The sequence below is a fragment of the Paenibacillus sp. XY044 genome (assembly GCF_002257645.1).
Lineage (GTDB): Bacteria > Bacillota > Bacilli > Paenibacillales > Paenibacillaceae > Paenibacillus_AQ.
In genome coordinates, this window is record NZ_NQMO01000007.1 from 237,741 (window position 1) to 254,069 (window position 16,329).

15 protein-coding genes are annotated in these 16,329 nt (G+C 47.2%); 4 read left to right on the forward strand and 11 right to left on the reverse strand.

What is annotated here, in order from left to right:
• Positions 1-4 precede the first annotated feature (4 nt).
• A complete protein-coding gene (locus tag CJP46_RS25470; RefSeq protein WP_256992524.1) occupies positions 5-361 on the forward strand; it encodes an SDR family NAD(P)-dependent oxidoreductase in 357 nt (118 codons plus the stop codon).
• A gap of 127 nt (positions 362-488) precedes the next feature.
• Here the strand turns inward: CJP46_RS25470 and CJP46_RS25475 are convergent, their stop codons facing one another.
• Both CJP46_RS25475 and CJP46_RS25480 read right to left on the reverse strand, forming a co-directional pair.
• A complete protein-coding gene (locus tag CJP46_RS25475) occupies positions 489-911 on the reverse strand; it encodes a VOC family protein (RefSeq protein ID WP_094598447.1) in 423 nt (140 codons plus the stop codon).
• Positions 912-1,384: 473 nt separating this feature from the next.
• Positions 1,385-3,310, reverse strand: a complete 1,926-nt coding sequence (locus CJP46_RS25480) for a glycoside hydrolase family 26 protein (RefSeq protein WP_094598448.1) — start codon at positions 3,308-3,310, stop codon at positions 1,385-1,387.
• Between the two features lie 363 nt (positions 3,311-3,673).
• Between CJP46_RS25480 and CJP46_RS25485 the strand changes: the two genes are divergently transcribed.
• Positions 3,674-4,546, forward strand: coding sequence for an AraC family transcriptional regulator (locus CJP46_RS25485; RefSeq protein WP_094598449.1), 873 nt, complete (start codon positions 3,674-3,676; stop codon positions 4,544-4,546).
• Positions 4,547-4,925: 379 nt separating this feature from the next.
• On the opposite strand, the gene CJP46_RS25490 is transcribed toward CJP46_RS25485, so the two are convergent.
• The gene (locus tag CJP46_RS25490; protein ID WP_094598450.1) at positions 4,926-6,008 is read right to left on the reverse strand and encodes a stalk domain-containing protein; all 1,083 of its coding nucleotides are present in this window, start codon (positions 6,006-6,008) and stop codon (positions 4,926-4,928) included.
• 414 nt (positions 6,009-6,422) lie between these two features.
• Between CJP46_RS25490 and CJP46_RS25495 the strand changes: the two genes are divergently transcribed.
• Complete coding sequence (locus tag CJP46_RS25495) at positions 6,423-6,965, forward strand: DUF4267 domain-containing protein (RefSeq protein ID WP_094598451.1); 543 nt, start codon at positions 6,423-6,425, stop codon at positions 6,963-6,965.
• On the opposite strand, the gene CJP46_RS37225 is transcribed toward CJP46_RS25495, so the two are convergent.
• The 3 genes from CJP46_RS37225 to CJP46_RS25510 form a co-directional block, all read right to left on the reverse strand.
• Entirely contained in the window at positions 6,868-7,491 is a 624-nt protein-coding gene (locus CJP46_RS37225; protein WP_256992525.1) for a hypothetical protein, read from the reverse strand. The genes CJP46_RS25495 and CJP46_RS37225 overlap by 98 nt on opposite strands.
• Positions 7,492-7,542: 51 nt before the next feature.
• Positions 7,543-8,751, reverse strand: coding sequence for a hypothetical protein (locus CJP46_RS25505; RefSeq protein ID WP_094598624.1), 1,209 nt, complete (start codon positions 8,749-8,751; stop codon positions 7,543-7,545).
• Between the two features lie 291 nt (positions 8,752-9,042).
• A complete protein-coding gene (locus tag CJP46_RS25510; RefSeq protein ID WP_094598452.1) occupies positions 9,043-9,801 on the reverse strand; it encodes a cyclase family protein in 759 nt (252 codons plus the stop codon).
• 286 nt (positions 9,802-10,087) lie between these two features.
• Between CJP46_RS25510 and CJP46_RS25515 the strand changes: the two genes are divergently transcribed.
• Positions 10,088-10,555 (forward strand): DinB family protein, encoded by a 468-nt coding sequence (locus CJP46_RS25515; RefSeq protein ID WP_094598453.1) that lies wholly within the window; start codon positions 10,088-10,090, stop codon positions 10,553-10,555.
• A gap of 239 nt (positions 10,556-10,794) precedes the next feature.
• On the opposite strand, the gene CJP46_RS25520 is transcribed toward CJP46_RS25515, so the two are convergent.
• The 5 genes from CJP46_RS25520 to CJP46_RS25540 all read right to left on the reverse strand — a co-directional run bounded on the left by CJP46_RS25520 (position 10,795) and on the right by CJP46_RS25540 (position 16,285).
• Positions 10,795-11,523 (reverse strand): sugar isomerase domain-containing protein, encoded by a 729-nt coding sequence (locus CJP46_RS25520; protein ID WP_179281330.1) that lies wholly within the window; start codon positions 11,521-11,523, stop codon positions 10,795-10,797.
• 52 nt (positions 11,524-11,575) lie between these two features.
• A complete protein-coding gene (locus CJP46_RS25525; RefSeq protein ID WP_094598455.1) occupies positions 11,576-12,550 on the reverse strand; it encodes a BadF/BadG/BcrA/BcrD ATPase family protein in 975 nt (324 codons plus the stop codon).
• Positions 12,551-12,572: 22 nt separating this feature from the next.
• Positions 12,573-13,481 (reverse strand): carbohydrate ABC transporter permease, encoded by a 909-nt coding sequence (locus CJP46_RS25530; RefSeq protein WP_094598456.1) that lies wholly within the window; start codon positions 13,479-13,481, stop codon positions 12,573-12,575.
• A gap of 16 nt (positions 13,482-13,497) precedes the next feature.
• Entirely contained in the window at positions 13,498-14,478 is a 981-nt protein-coding gene (locus CJP46_RS25535; RefSeq protein ID WP_373558037.1) for an ABC transporter permease, read from the reverse strand.
• Between the two features lie 64 nt (positions 14,479-14,542).
• Entirely contained in the window at positions 14,543-16,285 is a 1,743-nt protein-coding gene (locus tag CJP46_RS25540) for a DUF4838 domain-containing protein (protein ID WP_094598457.1), read from the reverse strand.
• Positions 16,286-16,329: the final 44 nt, after the last annotated feature.

The window sequence follows — 16,329 nt, forward strand, 5'->3', positions numbered from 1 at the left end:
AGCCATGATTGTAACCGTTAGCTCCGGTCTTTCCTACGTCACTTCGCCCGTTCATCCCGTCTATTCGGCTACAAAGGCAGGAGTGCATATGTTTACCGATGCGCTGCGAATCCAACTCAAGAAATCGCGTAAAAATATTCATGTTATGGAGCTTGTCCCACCCCTTGTAGCGGAAACTAATCTTCTGTCCGACATGCAGAGCGGCGGCATTCCCAGCATGAGCCTGGAAACGCTCGTGAAGCACGGGATCCAAGGAATGGAGCATAACAAAAAGAGGATCGTCCCGGGCTTCTCTAAATTTTTGCGCTTTGCCGGGAAATACTTTCCGGATGCCCTTTCGAATGCGATGGCGCGGGGGTGAGGACATCTCTTCCCCAATACAACCTCGGATAATCAGTTAAAGAAGCTTGATTCTGATTTACGCTCGCACAAATAAAAAACCTCGCCTGCAGTCAGTTGACAGCAAGTGAGGCATGTTGTTTATAATTTCAATGTTTGGATGTAAAGATTTGAAAGGTTACGCCGAAACGATCCGTTATCATACCGTAAGCTGGGCTGAAATGAACTACCCCTAGCTCCTGTAACACTTGTCCGCCTGGTAACAGTGCTTCGTAATACTGACGAGCTTTAGCGGGATCTTTGGTCGTGATACAGATCGTGACCTGATTACCTCTTTGCAGCTGTTGCCCTGGAATAAGATCGGATGCAAAAATGTCTGTTGTCCCGATTTTGAGGACGGAGTGGGCTATTTGTGCCTTCTGCTCCTCGGTTAATGATACTTCCGGATCTAGCGGGCCTTCACCGACGGTTTGCTTAAACAGCACCTTGGCTCCCAGAACCTCCTCATAGAACAAAATTGCATCTTTGGCGTTGCCGTCAAACATCAGAAACGGAATCAACTGAACAGTCATACAAATGCCTCCTTAAAGTGTTATAATGGTTTCTCGTTTCATATCATAAACCTTAATGGTGACAGATACTGTCATAGTTTGGGCGCAATTATTATCCTGCCCTTTTGTTCGATGAAAGACGGGGATAAGAACAAGTTATGTATATAGAAGAAACAGATCAGTTCACACGACACCTAACCCTGTTTTTATTAAATGAATCGAATTGAGCAACAGAGTCGAACAAGATCTGGATACCCATAACGGACCATATATCATATTCGTGATCTAGTACCATGACCCAAGGTTGTTACTTCTGAAAAGTCTTTAATGTTCCACTTACAGAATCAGGTCTCGCTTTCCATGCATCATTAATTACTGAGTAATTATAGTAGAACATATATTGTGAAAAACAAAAAAAGCCGCAGGTATGCGGCTATGCGGCTTTTAAGCATGTATGTTTATAATAGGAGTTTGACTCTAACACTTCACCGTTATTACTTGTTCTTGTTATGAACCAACCCTTTGCGGAACTCTTTTAACGTGTCGGTCAGTTCAGGACCTAGCTCGATATAGTTTTGGATCAAATCGTTGCCTTCAATGTTGGCATAGTCGTTTACAGAGAACCATACGGCTCCTTTAATATTACTGGCATATTCGTAGTTCTTATTACCATTGGCAGCCTTCTTCAAACTGTCAAACATCTCTTTAACCCATGATGCCTGCGCAGCTTGAAAGCGCCCTTTCTCTGTGTAAACCACTTCACCATTTTCAATAACGAACTCACCACCGGATGCGCAGCCGAATTCACCGATATGCCATGGTAACTTACCGAAAAAATCTTTTTTACTCTCGTAAATACTTTTTAACTGGTCGGAGAAAGGCGCTGGTTTGCCATCATTGTTCATTGAGTATAGAGATAAAGCATAAGCCTGCACATAATCGTTGCCTGGAAGATAGCTCATCAGATCGCCCCAGTTGGAATAGGGTATCGACTTCTCCATTCCATTAATCATCCAGATCGTATTATCAACACCTTCCTCGGCGAAGATGTCATACATACGCTGCCAAGATTGCACAAATACTTCACTATCAAGCAGCGTTGCTAAACCACAGTAGCTGGTCCAATCTGAATCCATCTCATTATTCAAGCGGATAAACACCGGCTTGCCATACTGTTTGATCTGCTTAGCAATGGTACGGAAGTGGTTATCAAATTTACCATCGAGAAAATCGAACATTGGCGTATATGCACCTTTGTTAGCATAGATACCATTGTTATCTGTAGTGAACTGGTACGATACTTGCAAGACTGGCTTACCATTAAAACCATTGCCGCCGGCAAATTCATTTGCTAATTGCAGCGGGAATTCAGTCAACTGACCTCCCCAACCTAAGTGTAAATATGTTGGCATAATGTCGAATTGATAATCCATTGAATTAGATAGTCTCGACTGGTTTGCAGCCAATTTCTCACGTACAGTCTTCACATTTTCCGTTTCTTTATCTTGTGGCATCGAGTTCGTGAAGAAACCCCAGTTCACATGATTGCTCGTACGATACTGCTCGTAGAACCGTCTTGTCTCTTCATTCCACTGCTTAGGAATTTTCACCTCATATGGTGCAATGTGATTTTTCGCTGCACCTACAGGCTCAATTTGTTTAAACGATTGCAGGATACGATCAAAGACGTCCACTTCATTCGTCTTCGACTTATGAACGAACAAGAAGAAATCTTTATACTCATTTTGTTCACGTACGATGGCTACATTGTAGTACTGATAGTCTAAGTTCGGTTTATCAACAAATTTCAAGTTATACGTTGTCACCGTATAACCATCAAGCAAATCCGTCCTGTCTCCAGGATCACGTAATGTGATAAGACCATTATTCTTGATCCAATCTGCATTACCAATATACGGTACGAGCCACTCGCGGAAGTACGGCTCCCAACCTTCCGGTGTTCCGTGAGGAGTCTCAGGGCTCACACCATAAATATTTTTATCTTCTTTCGATACGGTGAGCACATAGGAATCATCTGCAGCATAATAGCGATTATACTGAGCACCTAAATCAAATTTCGGATTATTCTTCGTGCCTGGAATCGTCAGTAGGTAACCGTCTGCAAAGTTAACGATGCGCGTATATTTATCGTTATTAAACAGAAACTTCATGTCCTTAGAGCTATCAATCGACGTATCTTGACTAAGCCCGGCATCTTTGTAAACATTTAAACCTTTAATATCGTCTGCCGTGACAAAGCCATTATCCGTATCACGCCAAGCATCTTGCCATACAGCTTCTGCCGACTGCCCCCTGTTGCTGTTTGCCACATCATTGCCTGCTGCCCTGGCTACGCCAGTCACAGGAAGCATAAGAATCGCCACTAGCATCAATATCATCATCTTACTTACTTTCACCATCGTTGCCTCCTTTTTCATATATACTGCTTGATGTTGTCGATAAATCAAACGGAAACGCTTCCAATTTAAGATTCACTAAGAGAATTTAGCGGCACTGTTTCATTAAGCACCGAGCTCTGTATTACTTCCTTCCCAGAATTCTCAGAATGAATCTTAGTTTTTTTCATATTACGTTATCGTCCTTAGTACTCTTCTTCGATTGAACTTGCTGTAATAGCTTCCAACCCTGTGTACCCTCATCTCCTTTTTGTTGTGTATAATAATCATAGAAATAATACAATGTTAATATGTAAGCGTATATGCCGTTTTTTGTCTTGTTTGTATCCATTTTTGCTAACTTGAATTCGATGGAGAGAGTACTATATGGAATTATTCCAAGAGCCGATTGAATACCAGAACCCTATTCTTTGCTTAAAGATTTGGCAGTTGGTCAACAATGGAATCGAGTACCCAATCGATTGGATATGGCACTTTCATAAACCGGTTGAGTTTATTCTGGTCGAGCAAGGTCGGCTCGACGTACATATACCGGACCGTGTTTATCAATTGAAAGCAGGCGACAGCTGCGTAATCGGGTCATCGCAGCTTCATTTCGGCAGAAAAGTCAGCGAAGAGAAGCTCGTATACTATGTACTCCACGTCGATTTCCAGGCTTACCTCGATTCTGCCATGCAGATGTACTACCGGGTCTTTATGGAAATCGATCGATCGCTAGATTGTTTCAACGATTTGATGGAAAGTAATGCTGGGATACATAGGGACATTAAATGCATTTTCGCGGATATTTACAAGGAAATGCACGAGAGGACGAAGGGATATGAAATCGCGACCAGTATACATGTCAAACGTCTAATGCTGACACTGCTGCGGCATGATAAGTGGGGGTTACTGGAACGTCAGGATACCTCTGAGGCTCAATTGCTGCTGCCGATCCTGACTTATGTCGACATGCATCTCAGAGACAAAATCGATCTCCAGGACGTGAGTGATTTGGCACATATGAGCTATTCGTACTTCTCCAAGTTTTTCAAAAAGACGATGGGCGTGTCTTTCACTGAATACGTCAATCAGAAAAGGATACAGAAAGCGGAACGGCTGTTGCTCACCGAAAATTGGACCATCACCAATATCGCCGAACATGTCGGGTACGAGAACATGGCCCACTTCTACAAAATGTTCAAACGCTACAACGGCTGCACACCCAAGGAATTTGTCAGCAGATTGCGTAACGTATAGGAAGCGCATAAATATGCTATTCTTCGCTGTATGTGTTTCATCATAAGAGAACAAGCTACAAACATTCCGTAGGATCAATATTTTTTTGGTTCCCTGAAATATATACCGTCCGTTTCAGCCCTATAACGACATGCGCTTCTTTCTTCCTGCGAGCCCCATCGTCATCGCTCTGTCCGATTAGGGTGAGAAAAAGGCAGCCGATCAAAGATTTCTTCTCTGATCCCCCCTCTTCGATGCTTCATAAACTAATGCTTCTCATCTCTTTTTTTCTTGTATGCGAGCCCCAAACGCCTTGAATTATTTCTATATCCCTCTTCCAGCAATTAAAATAGCCATGAAATTCAAGGGGGTTGAATTTCATGGCAGCTTAGAAATCATTTTATCTTCTAGCGTTGAACCCGATAAAAGCTTTTGTGTTGAAATCGAACACAACGGTCAACGGTCCAAGCAGCTCGTCTTGGTCCGTGTTGTAAGTAACCGTCACAACGCTTCCGTTCGCAGCTTGGACGTCTTCAAGTAATTTCTTCTGCTCGTCCGTGAGAGCCAATACGCCAACCTCTTTAGAGGAGACAATCTGAACGGCTGCCTCGTCTTGCTTTGTCGTAATATGGGAGACTTGGGCACTCACCTGTGCCCATGCCATGTTGCGGTATTCCTGCGCTGTCTCTGGCGACATTTTCAGTCCGCCTGTAACAGGTGCTTGAGCCTGTACAACTAGGAGGTAAACAGGGCTTTGTGGAGGAAGGCTTTTCGTCACGAGTGGGCCGTAGTAGGCTTTTACTTTCGTACCGGCCTTCAGGTCCTCCCAATTCACGGACTCCCCTTGAGAAGTCATGACACGCGTTTCTTTACCTGCATTCAATACCAGATTGTCGCCTAATTGAACTTGCCAGCCGTCATCCGTGTGCTTCACAGCTTTGATTGTATCTTCTTTGACCGCGCGATCTGCGTGAACATTAATACTTACGGCTTGTGCTTGGCCCGGGAAGCTCAATGCCATAGCTGGTCCGAACTCTGCATCAATTTGTGTGCCGGATTTCAAATCGGCAGGGGTTAGCATTTTGCCGTCCAGACTTTTAATAGCCGTTGATTTGTCTACAGTTAGTATGACCCAAGTGCTGCCGAGCAGCTCGATACGGTATTTCCCGTCTTCAATAGCCTGCACGTTTACGATTACACCGGAGGCACGCATCAGATCTGCCGCTTCGCTGAGCTCAATTTCTTTTTTCGTTTCATCGTAATTTAAAGTATATCCAAGCTTAGCAGCAGCATCACGCACTGGAATATATAGTTTTCCATCAATAGAGACAGGCGTAAGCATGCTGTCTTGTCCATTAATAAGAACCTTTGTATCTTTTTGTAAGTAACCTGTAATCTTTTCAACTAAAGAGCCAGCTTCGACTGCGGCTGTTGTGCCGAGAATCCCAGCCAAAGTTAATAATACAGTTAGTCTCTTTTTCATACAAAAACTCCTTCCGATCCTGAGATGGATGACGTCAATCATGCTAACAATTCATCAGACGGAAATCGATTCGAATAGGTTGCAGCCTTAGGTAAAAACAGCCGAGAGCTTGAACATTGAACATTGAGGCGATAAAAAAGGAGCTTTCCCGAGTGCGATATTGCAGATTGGCGTATTTTATCCTTGCGTTAGTATTTTTAATCTGTATCGTTGTGCAAGTATATCTGGCCGGAATGGCTTTGTTCGGGGATTCGGAACTTTGGACCGGTTCTTATCCATTTTTAATGAAGCGAAAATAAATAGAAGCAGGACCCTTACTTTTAAGTAAGTTCTGCACTTTAAAGTGCGTTCTTAACAACATGTTTTTTACCGATTTACAATAAAGTCATTCAAAATTAAATGGAGGCCAGATAAATGAGTAAATCTTATTGGGGACCAAAGTCAGTAACATTTTGGCTCGTGGGTGTTGTTACGCTGTTAATGTTGTATTTAGGTGTAAGAGGTTTTGTCCAGCCAGAAGCTGCAATACGTGATTTCGGTTTACCACTTCACGACAACGAGGATAACTATCTGGTTCACATCAAAGCAGATCGTGACCTTTTTATTGGTATCTTCCTACTTGCCTTGATGATACTTCGTATGCGAAAAGCATTGCTTGTTGTGATGTTAACTTCCATTCTGATGCCTACAATTGATGCGATTTTGGTTATTACGAATGCAGCAGATACAACACCTTCTTGGATTCATATCTTTACTGCTTTATATGGACTCGTGGTTGGTTGGATGTTATATCGAGAAGAACAGCGAGCCACAACAGTAAGTAATCATAACGGCAATTGGTGCCACCTCCTTGTTCGGATTAGTGACCGTTCTGCGCCGCAAAAAACCGTTCAATCATTTGTTTCGTTACGTTGGGACTTCTCAACTGAACTGCCTTTCCATCTTCATCAAAGGTAAAATGCCCCTTAAATGCTTCCGGCATAGCATGATATTGTTTCTCGACTTGTTGAAGTGCTTTTTCAAAACAGGGATACCCGTATTTTTTAATGAGGAGAGGCAGCCCGAAGGCAGATCTTAAAAACTCATATTCCTGGTAGTTATAGGGGGTAGTCTCCGGCCTCTTCATCAAGATCTTAAGAAAATGATCAATGACCTTGTCGATCTCTTCTTCTGAGGCATAATGCGCTAATCCATGGATGGCGAGCAGTCTCATGTCCAAATATCGTTCCTTTTTATAGGCTTTCTGAAAAAAATCCTTCAGCTCCAATTCCTTGCACCGGATTAAACCATACAGAATTTTATTTCGCAGGGCGATATTTTTCATTTTAAAATACAGCAGCTCTATGAAATCTGCTTCATTTGTTGTTAAAAACTCATAGGCTACTTCACTTATTGTGCAGATAAACTTCGAATCATTTTCGTGAAGGGGGGCCGTCGCTAAGTACCTAATCGATTCCTTATGATGCTGTTGATTTAAAGACATTGCGCCATAACTCCTTTTATAAACTTTGCACAGAAAATCCTGGTTTTTTCTTCAGTAATTGCGTGCTGCATCGAACCAGCGCTGAGCCATTTCTTCCGTGATAGACTGGCCAATCAGGTGATCGGACTGGCTGAGCTGCCATACTGCTTCGCCGAGGTCCTCTCTCTCGGTGGTTTCTATGCCTTTGAGAATATTGAAGCGCACGGTGAAGGCGGTAATGGCTGCCTCGGCATCGGCTAAGCTGCGGGCCTGAGATAAGCTTGCCTGTGCAACGTTGTAAGCTTCGTTAGCCACCTTGGCCAGACGTTTAGGCCAGGACGAGAACGGGCGCCCGAACTCGGTCGACCACCACTCAGGCTTTCGCAGTTGGCTCACTGAAGCATGGCCGCTCCACGGCCGGATTTTAGCGCGTGTTTTCATTTGCTGCTTCAGACGTTTACCCGTGATTTCTTCCACGTTGTATGCGATAAATCTATCAAGCAACGGCCACGTGTCTAATGGGGGCAAGTCTTCCAGATCCGGCATGAAACGCAGCTCTAGATTCGTTAACCGTGCCTGACGGGCCAATACGTCCATATCGCAGAAGTTCCCCCACAAACTCAGTGAATTTAGGTTCGGAAAATGGTTCAGACACTCTAGCGAGATCGGCTGGCCCATTGGCGCGTTCTGTAACGCCAGGCTCGTCACCTGGTGCAACTCACCTAGGTCAGGCATCAAGAAGGGGGTATCATTCTTGCGTCTTCTTGTGTGTGGCGCTAGTGTCAGAGAAGACGGCATGTTTCCAGTGGCCGAGAGGCGTGATAGATCGCCGGACACATTCAAGCGGCAAGGCCTTCTCGGAAGTTTTAAATTCAGACGCCCTCCGGACGGACCCAACTCGATGTGCAAGCCATGCAAAATGGACTGACTGGCGTCCGCCAGCGTGTTTGCAGACAGGATTGGCGCCCACGTCATTTCTTCAATGGGACGCTTCTGTGCCCAATCCAAGAAGCCTGCGTCATTGCCTGTATAATGCAGGAAACGCGGCCAAGGCGAGCCGGCTGGCGTAGCAAAGGCATCAAATACGGTCCAATCTATATGCGCGATGGGCTCGACGTGAAGATCCGCCTTTTTCCCCAAGTACGACGGGCCAATGGATAGGCTGCCCACCCCGGGTCGAATCACAAGCGTGTGGCTGTGAAGACCTGTCAGGTCGATGGGATAGCGGCCATCTTCTCTAATTGAACCAACGGGAAGACGAGCTTGGTTATCATTCGGCATCTCTATCATCCTTTCTCCTAACCCCTAGTACTTGCTTAAACGGTTCAGTTCGAATGCCCCAATTGTAACACTTCATCCAAATCCCCCCAACCATTATTTGTTCAGCGCAAATGTTTAGTAATGCCAGCCGGCAGATCCGAATCAAAGGTGTGTGGATACATCCATGAAAAAGGAGCAGTAGTCGAAAGATAGCTGCTCCTTTCTTACTAACTAAATTATCTTTTCATTTCAATTTACAATAACGTTACTGATAATCTCGACTCAAGTATAATAAGTGACCAATCTCTTGTCTCATTCCTCCACGATTGCGACCGGCCGGGCCCAGCCACCGCTTGCCTTTTCTACTTTAATCGGAAAGCAGCTTACTTTGAAGCCAAACGGTTTAGGTATTTTCTCTAAGTTGGCCAGCTTTTCAATCTGGCAATATTCCTTGTCCTTGCCGACGTAATGCGCTGCCCACAAAACGCCTTCCTGCGGCTGCTTTTTATACGCTTCAGCCTGCAGGTTGAGCGGAATATCCCAGCCCCAACCGTCAGTACCCACTACCTTAATGCCTTGGTCCAGAAGCCACAGCGTTGCTTCGGCTGATACCCCGGCATGAAGAAATGCATAATGTTCGTGATACAGCCGTTTGTCCGCATCGCTTCGGATGAGAACGATATCGAAAGGTTTCAGCGTATACTTAATCCGTTTCAACTCGGCGATCAGGTCGTCCGTCGTAATCTCGTAACCCGGCGGCTTTGCGCTGAAATCGAGCACCACACCGTCGGAATAAAACCATTCGAGCGGCAGTTCGTCAATCGTCCTTGCTTGCTTCCCTTCCGAGACCGGCCAGTAATGCCACGGCGCGTCGATATGGGTACCCGAATGCGTATTCAGCGTCACCATTTCCGTTGCCCATGCCTTGCTCTCTGGAAAATCCTCCTGCTTCAGGCCGAGTATCGCTGCTGCTTGCAGCGCACCGTCTTCATGGGTCGCATATTCGATCTTCGCTGGCAGCGGCTCGCGGATTCGCGGACTAATCGGCACGCTCAAGTCAATAAGCTTCATGATGATTTCCTCTCCTCTCTCATCTAGAATCAAGCACATTATACTAAATTATACATATAGCCGATAGGCCAACGTTGCGTTCTATGCCATCCCTATTTTATGATAACCAAAATGGTTCTAGATCGTTGTTATTTCTTAGTAAACACAACTTATGATAATCTAATGGTACCAGAGTTTTCCAAAATAATGGGTCGTTCATGGTTCTGTAAAGACGGTCCGTTTAATAACCATCTACAACACTTCGCAAATGAATTTTGACCAAAGGATTTATTGGAGGGAACAGAAAATGGATGTAAAGACGCTTTTGCTACAACAATGGGCAAGCTGCTTAGATCAAGAAGACTGGTTTCCACCACTTGAAAAAGTGCTAGAGGATGTTACTTTTGAACAGGCAATTTGGAAACCCGTTGATGCAATGAATTCCATTTGGGAATTAGTTTGTCATTTACTTTTCTATGAAAAGAGACTTCTGATGCGATTTCTTGGTGAAGCAGAGAATGAACCACAAGCCGAAGATAATAAATCTACATTTCGATTACCAGCTGAAACGCTTCAAAATTGGAAGGAAACAAAACAAGAATACCTTTACGTTCATCGCGAACTTGAAAAAATACTAGCAAACTCAGAAGAAAAAGATTTGTATAGACCGATCCCTGGAGAAAGATCATTGGTGCTTGAACTGAAGAGTTTAGCAATGCACGACGCATACCATATTGGGCAAATAGTATTCTTAAGTAAAATGCAAGGAGCTTGAGCAGGGAAACGGAGCTTTTAAAAAAGCTTTATTAGCTTTACAGTTATTCAATTATAGGTGGCTTTATAAAAATGGGAACGTCCAAATTGGACATTCCCATATTTTATACCTGAAAAGCAAAAATACGATTTTAAGGGTCGAAACTAGGCTTACTATCACACCTAGCGATCAAAAACAGGCATTTTCTGTTTATAGGAGCCCCGTAATCCCTCGCCCGTAATTCTCGAGGCACAGCCCGTTTAACATGAAGTTGTGGCATAGGCTTGATAAGCTGTTTCATTATACTCCGCGCTTCCCGGGAAGTTGATGGATTTCAACACAGACGGTTTCAAGTTTCGTCGAAGCAGAAGCTCGACCACCTCGGCCTCGATGGCCCACATGATGGAAGCGGCCGCGATGCCAGATGCCGGGCAGATGGACGCGTTTAATTCTCGCACTTCCAGCATCGCATCCAGCGGAGGGGCGCAGTTATCGATCACAAGATCGGCAACCTCGAATAATCTTTTCCCGCTGGAATGCTCGCTCTTCAACTGAGAGGAGTAAGTGACGCTCGTTAAGGCGATGACATAAGCTCCCATCCGCTTTGCCCGCAGCGCGATATCAACCGGAAAAACCGTTTTTCCGGATACGCTGCCGACAATGAGCACATCGCCTGGAAGAAGCCGGCTTGCCCGCAGCACGTATTCCATCAGCCCTTCGAGGCTGCGGTCCTTCTCTTTCTCCTCTTCGCGCTCTCGCACCTCGTTGTTAACGTCGAATTGAAAGCGCAAAGCCCGAAAAGCGGTGAGTCCGCCCGCACGGTTGACGAGCTCGCTATCCAGCATATGCCCCGTATCGAACAAGTGCACGCATTTGCCGGCCGCCATCGCGCTTGCGATCGCCTGTGCCGCTTCTCCCATGGCTTCCCCCTGGGTTTGTTCGATTTGGGCAATCAGGCTGTTCAGCTTCTGAAAATATTGACCTCTCATCTTCTTCCCCTCCATATCATAAGTAAGCGGTAAGATTGAATCTTACGGCTTTTTATATATCTTTTGGCTGATAGAGAAACGCTTCGAATGACGATTTCAACCGCTGCAGCATCGGACCATCCAAAGGGTCGCCCTCTCCCATGCGCATCGCCTCATGGACGACACCGCCCATGACGGGCTCAAATAACGGCATTGCTGCCACGGTTTTCGGATGCTTCTCCCGAATGACTTCCCTGAACCTTGTGAACATGAGCGGATGCCCCTTCCAGACGCTTCCAGCCGCCATGGCCCATGTCTGTTCATCGAATGCATCCCGGTTCATCAGTGCGCATACCTGCACGGCCAGGCTCTGTCCCGCTGCCGCGAAAATGCCCTGCGCCACTGCATCCCCTGACATCGCTGCCTTGGAAACAAGCAGCGAACATGAAGAAATGACCTCACGGGTATCGGATGTGCCATAAATGACGGAAATAATGTCGCCCATAAGCTTCAGCTGCCACTCCTGCATGATCAGTTCCTGAAGCATCGTCACAGGCCCGCGGCCTTCAAAACTTTGAATGGCGGCCATCATTCCCTGCCTCCCGATATCGTATCCGCTGCCCTCATCGCCAAGATGACTTCCCCATCCGCCAAGATGGGTTTGGCTCTCCTCCCTGACCCCGAATATTCCGGAGCCCGTACCTGCCAAGGCTACAATACCTCGCCGGTGCTGAATTCCGGCAAGGAGGCACATATATCCTTCACTGAAAGCATGCATCTCCCCGACTTTTGCATATTTCCCGATGACTTCGGCGAGTAAATCGATGGGACCGGGCATCGCCGCATAAACTGCGCCCAGCGTGATATGCGGATGCTCCTTCAAGCATTCCCGAATGCATGCCTCCATATTGGCCGCGACCGATTCGAGCCTCGTAAAATTCGGATTGATCGCTCCGCTTCGGCCTACGGCCAGGCAATTCCAATCGTGATCGAACAAAACAGCGATAATCTTCGTTCCGCCGCCGTCCACGCTCAGGCAGTATCCCACGGCGCTCCCCCTCTTTCCGGCATCAGCCCTTCACAGAACCGACCATGATGCCCTTAACGAAATATTTTTGCAGGAAAGGATATACGCATATAATCGGAATGACAACAATAATCATCGTGGCCATGCGAATGGACTCAGCGGTAAAGGTCTGGGCCGCATATGTGGCACTGCGCTGCGCATCCACCGTATTGGCGCCCGTCACTGCCGTAAGGTTCGCTTTGTTGATCAGCTCCATCAGCAGAAACGACACCGTCTTCAAGCTTTTGTCAGTCACGAAATACGCGGAATCGAACCAGGCATTCCAATGACCCACTCCGTTGAACAGGGCAATGGTCGCCAGCACAGGCGCGGAAAGCGGAAGCATGATCCTCAGGAAAGTGCGCAAGTCGCTCGCCCCGTCGATCCTGGCGGATTCCTTCAGCGCTTCCGGCAGCTCGCGAAAGAAAGACATCATGATGATGACGTTAAACACGCTTAATAAGTCCGGGATAATATACACGGCGAACGTGTTCATCAAGTGCAGCTTTTTAATCAGAATAAAGTAAGGAATGAGTCCGCCCGAGAAATACATCGCAATGATAAAGATGAGAAAATAATAGTTTTTGAACATGAGTCCCTTATGGGCGAGACTGTAGGCAACCAGTGCGGTAAAAGCAAGGCTGGATACGGTGCCGATCAGTGTTCTGGCGATCGTGACGCCGTACGCTTTGATAAGCTGGTCATTGGAGAAAACCGCCTCATAGTTATCCCAGGTAAACATCCGCGGCCACAAAAAGATCCCGCCCCGCGAGGCATCGATGCCGTTATTCAGCGAAATAATGAGCGAATAGTAGAATGGGTAGATGGTTGCGATCATCACCGCTATCAAGATGGCATAAACAATGCCGTCGATCACGTAATCTTCCCTGGTACGTTGAGATCCGCGTTTCATCGGTTATTCCCCCCGGTTAGAAAAGTCCCACGCCAGACGCCTTTTTGGCGGAATAATTGCTGACCAGAATCAGCGTGAGCGAGATCACGGATTGAATCAGGCCGATCGCCGTGGCATAAGAATATCTGCCTTGGGCCAGGCCCATTTTTAAGGTATAGGTCTGAATGATTTCCGAAACGCTGTTATTCACCGGATTCCCCAGCAAATACGCCTGCTCAAAGTTGGATCCGCCCAGTCCGCCGCCGAACAGGTTGCCTAACGCCAGGATCAGCACGACGATGATGGTTGTTTTAATGCTGGGAAGCGTCACGTACATGATCCGCTGCAAGCGTCCCGCGCCATCCACGACCGCTGCCTCATGCAGCGTGGGATCGACTCCGGCAATGGCCGCCAGAAAAATGATCGTCCACCAGCCCATCTCCTTCCAAATATCGCTGAGCACCAGCAGCGGCCAGAAATACGAAGCGCTCGCCAAAAAGGACATCGGTTTGTCAATCAGGCCGACGGCCATCAGAAGCTGGTTAACGACCCCGTTTTGCGAGTTCAAGAAGGAGAACAGCATGCCCGAGACCACGACCCATGATATAAAGTGGGGCAGATAGCTTGCGGTTTGCGCGAAGCGCTTCAAACCTTCCTTCCTTACTTCATTCAGCGCAATCGCAAACAGGATCGGAATCGGAAAAGTAAACAGGATTTTCAGCAGGCTGATGACGACCGTATTGCGGATAATCTGCCAAAAGCTGATGTCATGATAAAACTCCAAAAACCATTTGAACCCGACCCATTCACTGGTAAAAAATCCGGGAATTCCAGAGGATAACTTGAAATTCTTGAAGGCAATGATGAGCCCGACCATGGGCACATAAGCAAAAACTAGCAGGTACGCGATGCCGATCAAAACGCTAATTTGATAAAACTTTTGCTGCCGAAGCCTTCTCCACACCCGTTTCGCAGAGCCCGAATTCACAAGCATTTCCGATTGACGATTTGCAGGCAAACTCCCCACCTCCTGGACTCAGAATCCAATACCGATTCATCGATTATTCCTCATGTCCCGCATGCTATGCATGCAGGAAAACGGATCCCTCTTCCATCATTTGTTTGGATTTCTCCAGGCTGCGTCCTTCCCATAAGGCGGTGATGCCTTCGGCCTGAACGTCGGCGAAGAACTGATCGATATGCTCCTGCCGGTTTGGGACATCCTGCGGCATGGCGGACAGCTGCACATAGCGAATGGGAAGTCTGGCAACATGAACCCGGTGCAGGATTTCCTCGTCATCGGCAAGCATTTCCGCGCGGTCGAACAACGCCGCCGCTTGCTCGATCAGGTCCTTCGACAAATAATCGCTCGTCGGCGGGTCGTAAATTCCGGTGTGGATATGCTCCCGCTCCACCTTGTCATGCAGCATATCGATATACTGGCGCAGCGGCGATGCCGCCATGCCGTAATACCCGGTCAGAAATTCATCGATCGCCGTATCAACGTCGCTATCCGGATTCCAAAGCAGCTTGGATAACACGTATGCCCTCAGTTCGGCAAATTCGCCGCCGCCCCCCTTCTCGTAGCTGCCCTGCTCGAAGATGCCCTTCACCTGATTGCGAATGAAAAATTGGATGTTGGGCTGCAGGACCCGAATATTCGGAAACGGCATGACATAATTCGAAAAGTTCGTCACATAATCCCAGATGTATACGCGGTTGCATACCTTGCCCCATTCAATGAGATCTTGGGCGAACGAAACCCCGGATTCCGCCCGGCTTTTGAAAGATGCCAGCTCCTGGCATGTTTCCAATGGATGTGCAAAGCAGCATTCGATGCTGCACAGTCTGACGATCACGTTGTAACGAGGTCGTACGTACTTCGGCGGTTTGCGGGTATATTGGTAAGCCAGCGTATCGATAGCTACTTCCGGATATTCGGACTCAATGGCTTCGGCCACCTGATTTACGAACCGGATGAGGCTGCCGCTGTAGCTGTCTTCGTATTCGTCCACCGCCCGGCAATTGGCGCATTGGCAGGGATTGTACCAGTCATTTTGCGATACGGACAGAATGCGGGTTTCCGGGTGCTGGCCAAGGTACGCCTTGACCCGGTTGATCATCAGCTCCAGTACCTCGGGATTCGTCAAGCAAAGCTGCGTCTTTTCGAAAATACGCTCGCCGCCGACCTCCGAAAAGTATTCGGGATGCGCATCGAAATGCTCTTTTACCGGGATGAAGTGATCAAAGGTATGTACGAACAAGGATGTGTATTCCGTCTTGCCCCCGTGGCGGGTTTCCAATTCAGGGAAGTTGCCGTTCGATTTGTTTCTCGCTGCCCAATCGCCGTCAAAGGCACAAAAGAAAAACGGTTCGCGATATTCCAGTACCGGAACCTGTTCGATATCGATATCGCCCAGCGTTACGCGGCTTCGCTTCGGAATGCGGCTTACTTCGGGGCTGAACCATCTGCAGCCCAAGTAATTCTCCAGGAAGGTGTACACCCCGTACAACGTTCCACGCAGCGCTCCGCCTGCAATGACAAGCCGTCTGCCGGCTGTACGGATAACGAACCCGTCGCTGCCCAGCTGCTCAAAATCGATGGATGACGCCAGATCAGCCATATGCAGGTTGAAGCCAACGACGATTTCATGAGGCGTGACCGGACCGTCGTCGTTTTTGATCGGCACCGTCACGCCGGTAATTTCGCGCAAATAGGTCTGCAGTTCCGCCCCTGCATACACCTCTGAAGGCGATGCTTGCTCTCCAATAACAATCGTATAATCCGTCGTGCCGTTCTCGATGAATACCCATTCGTTATTCATGGATCTTCCCTCATTTCCCTGATATATGCGGGAGGGAGAGCCCC

What these genes read in the sequence shown, in the direction of transcription:
- CJP46_RS25530 (WP_094598456.1), bottom strand. Translation starts at nt 13,481, where the DNA reads ATGAAACGCGGATCTCAACGTACCAGGGAAGATTACGTGATCGACGGC.
- CJP46_RS25505 (WP_094598624.1), bottom strand. Translation starts at nt 8,751, where the DNA reads ATGCCGAATGATAACCAAGCTCGTCTTCCCGTTGGTTCAATTAGAGAA.
- CJP46_RS37225 (WP_256992525.1), bottom strand. Translation starts at nt 7,491, where the DNA reads ATGTCTTTAAATCAACAGCATCATAAGGAATCGATTAGGTACTTAGCG.
- CJP46_RS25475 (WP_094598447.1), bottom strand. Translation starts at nt 911, where the DNA reads ATGACTGTTCAGTTGATTCCGTTTCTGATGTTTGACGGCAACGCCAAA.
- CJP46_RS25480 (WP_094598448.1), bottom strand. Translation starts at nt 3,310, where the DNA reads ATGGTGAAAGTAAGTAAGATGATGATATTGATGCTAGTGGCGATTCTT.
- CJP46_RS25515 (WP_094598453.1), top strand. Translation starts at nt 10,088, where the DNA reads ATGGATGTAAAGACGCTTTTGCTACAACAATGGGCAAGCTGCTTAGAT.
- CJP46_RS25520 (WP_179281330.1), bottom strand. Translation starts at nt 11,523, where the DNA reads ATGAGAGGTCAATATTTTCAGAAGCTGAACAGCCTGATTGCCCAAATC.
- CJP46_RS25470 (WP_256992524.1), top strand. Translation starts at nt 5, where the DNA reads ATGATTGTAACCGTTAGCTCCGGTCTTTCCTACGTCACTTCGCCCGTT.
- CJP46_RS25485 (WP_094598449.1), top strand. Translation starts at nt 3,674, where the DNA reads ATGGAATTATTCCAAGAGCCGATTGAATACCAGAACCCTATTCTTTGC.
- CJP46_RS25490 (WP_094598450.1), bottom strand. Translation starts at nt 6,008, where the DNA reads ATGAAAAAGAGACTAACTGTATTATTAACTTTGGCTGGGATTCTCGGC.
- CJP46_RS25510 (WP_094598452.1), bottom strand. Translation starts at nt 9,801, where the DNA reads ATGAAGCTTATTGACTTGAGCGTGCCGATTAGTCCGCGAATCCGCGAG.
- CJP46_RS25540 (WP_094598457.1), bottom strand. Translation starts at nt 16,285, where the DNA reads ATGAATAACGAATGGGTATTCATCGAGAACGGCACGACGGATTATACG.
- CJP46_RS25495 (WP_094598451.1), top strand. Translation starts at nt 6,423, where the DNA reads ATGAGTAAATCTTATTGGGGACCAAAGTCAGTAACATTTTGGCTCGTG.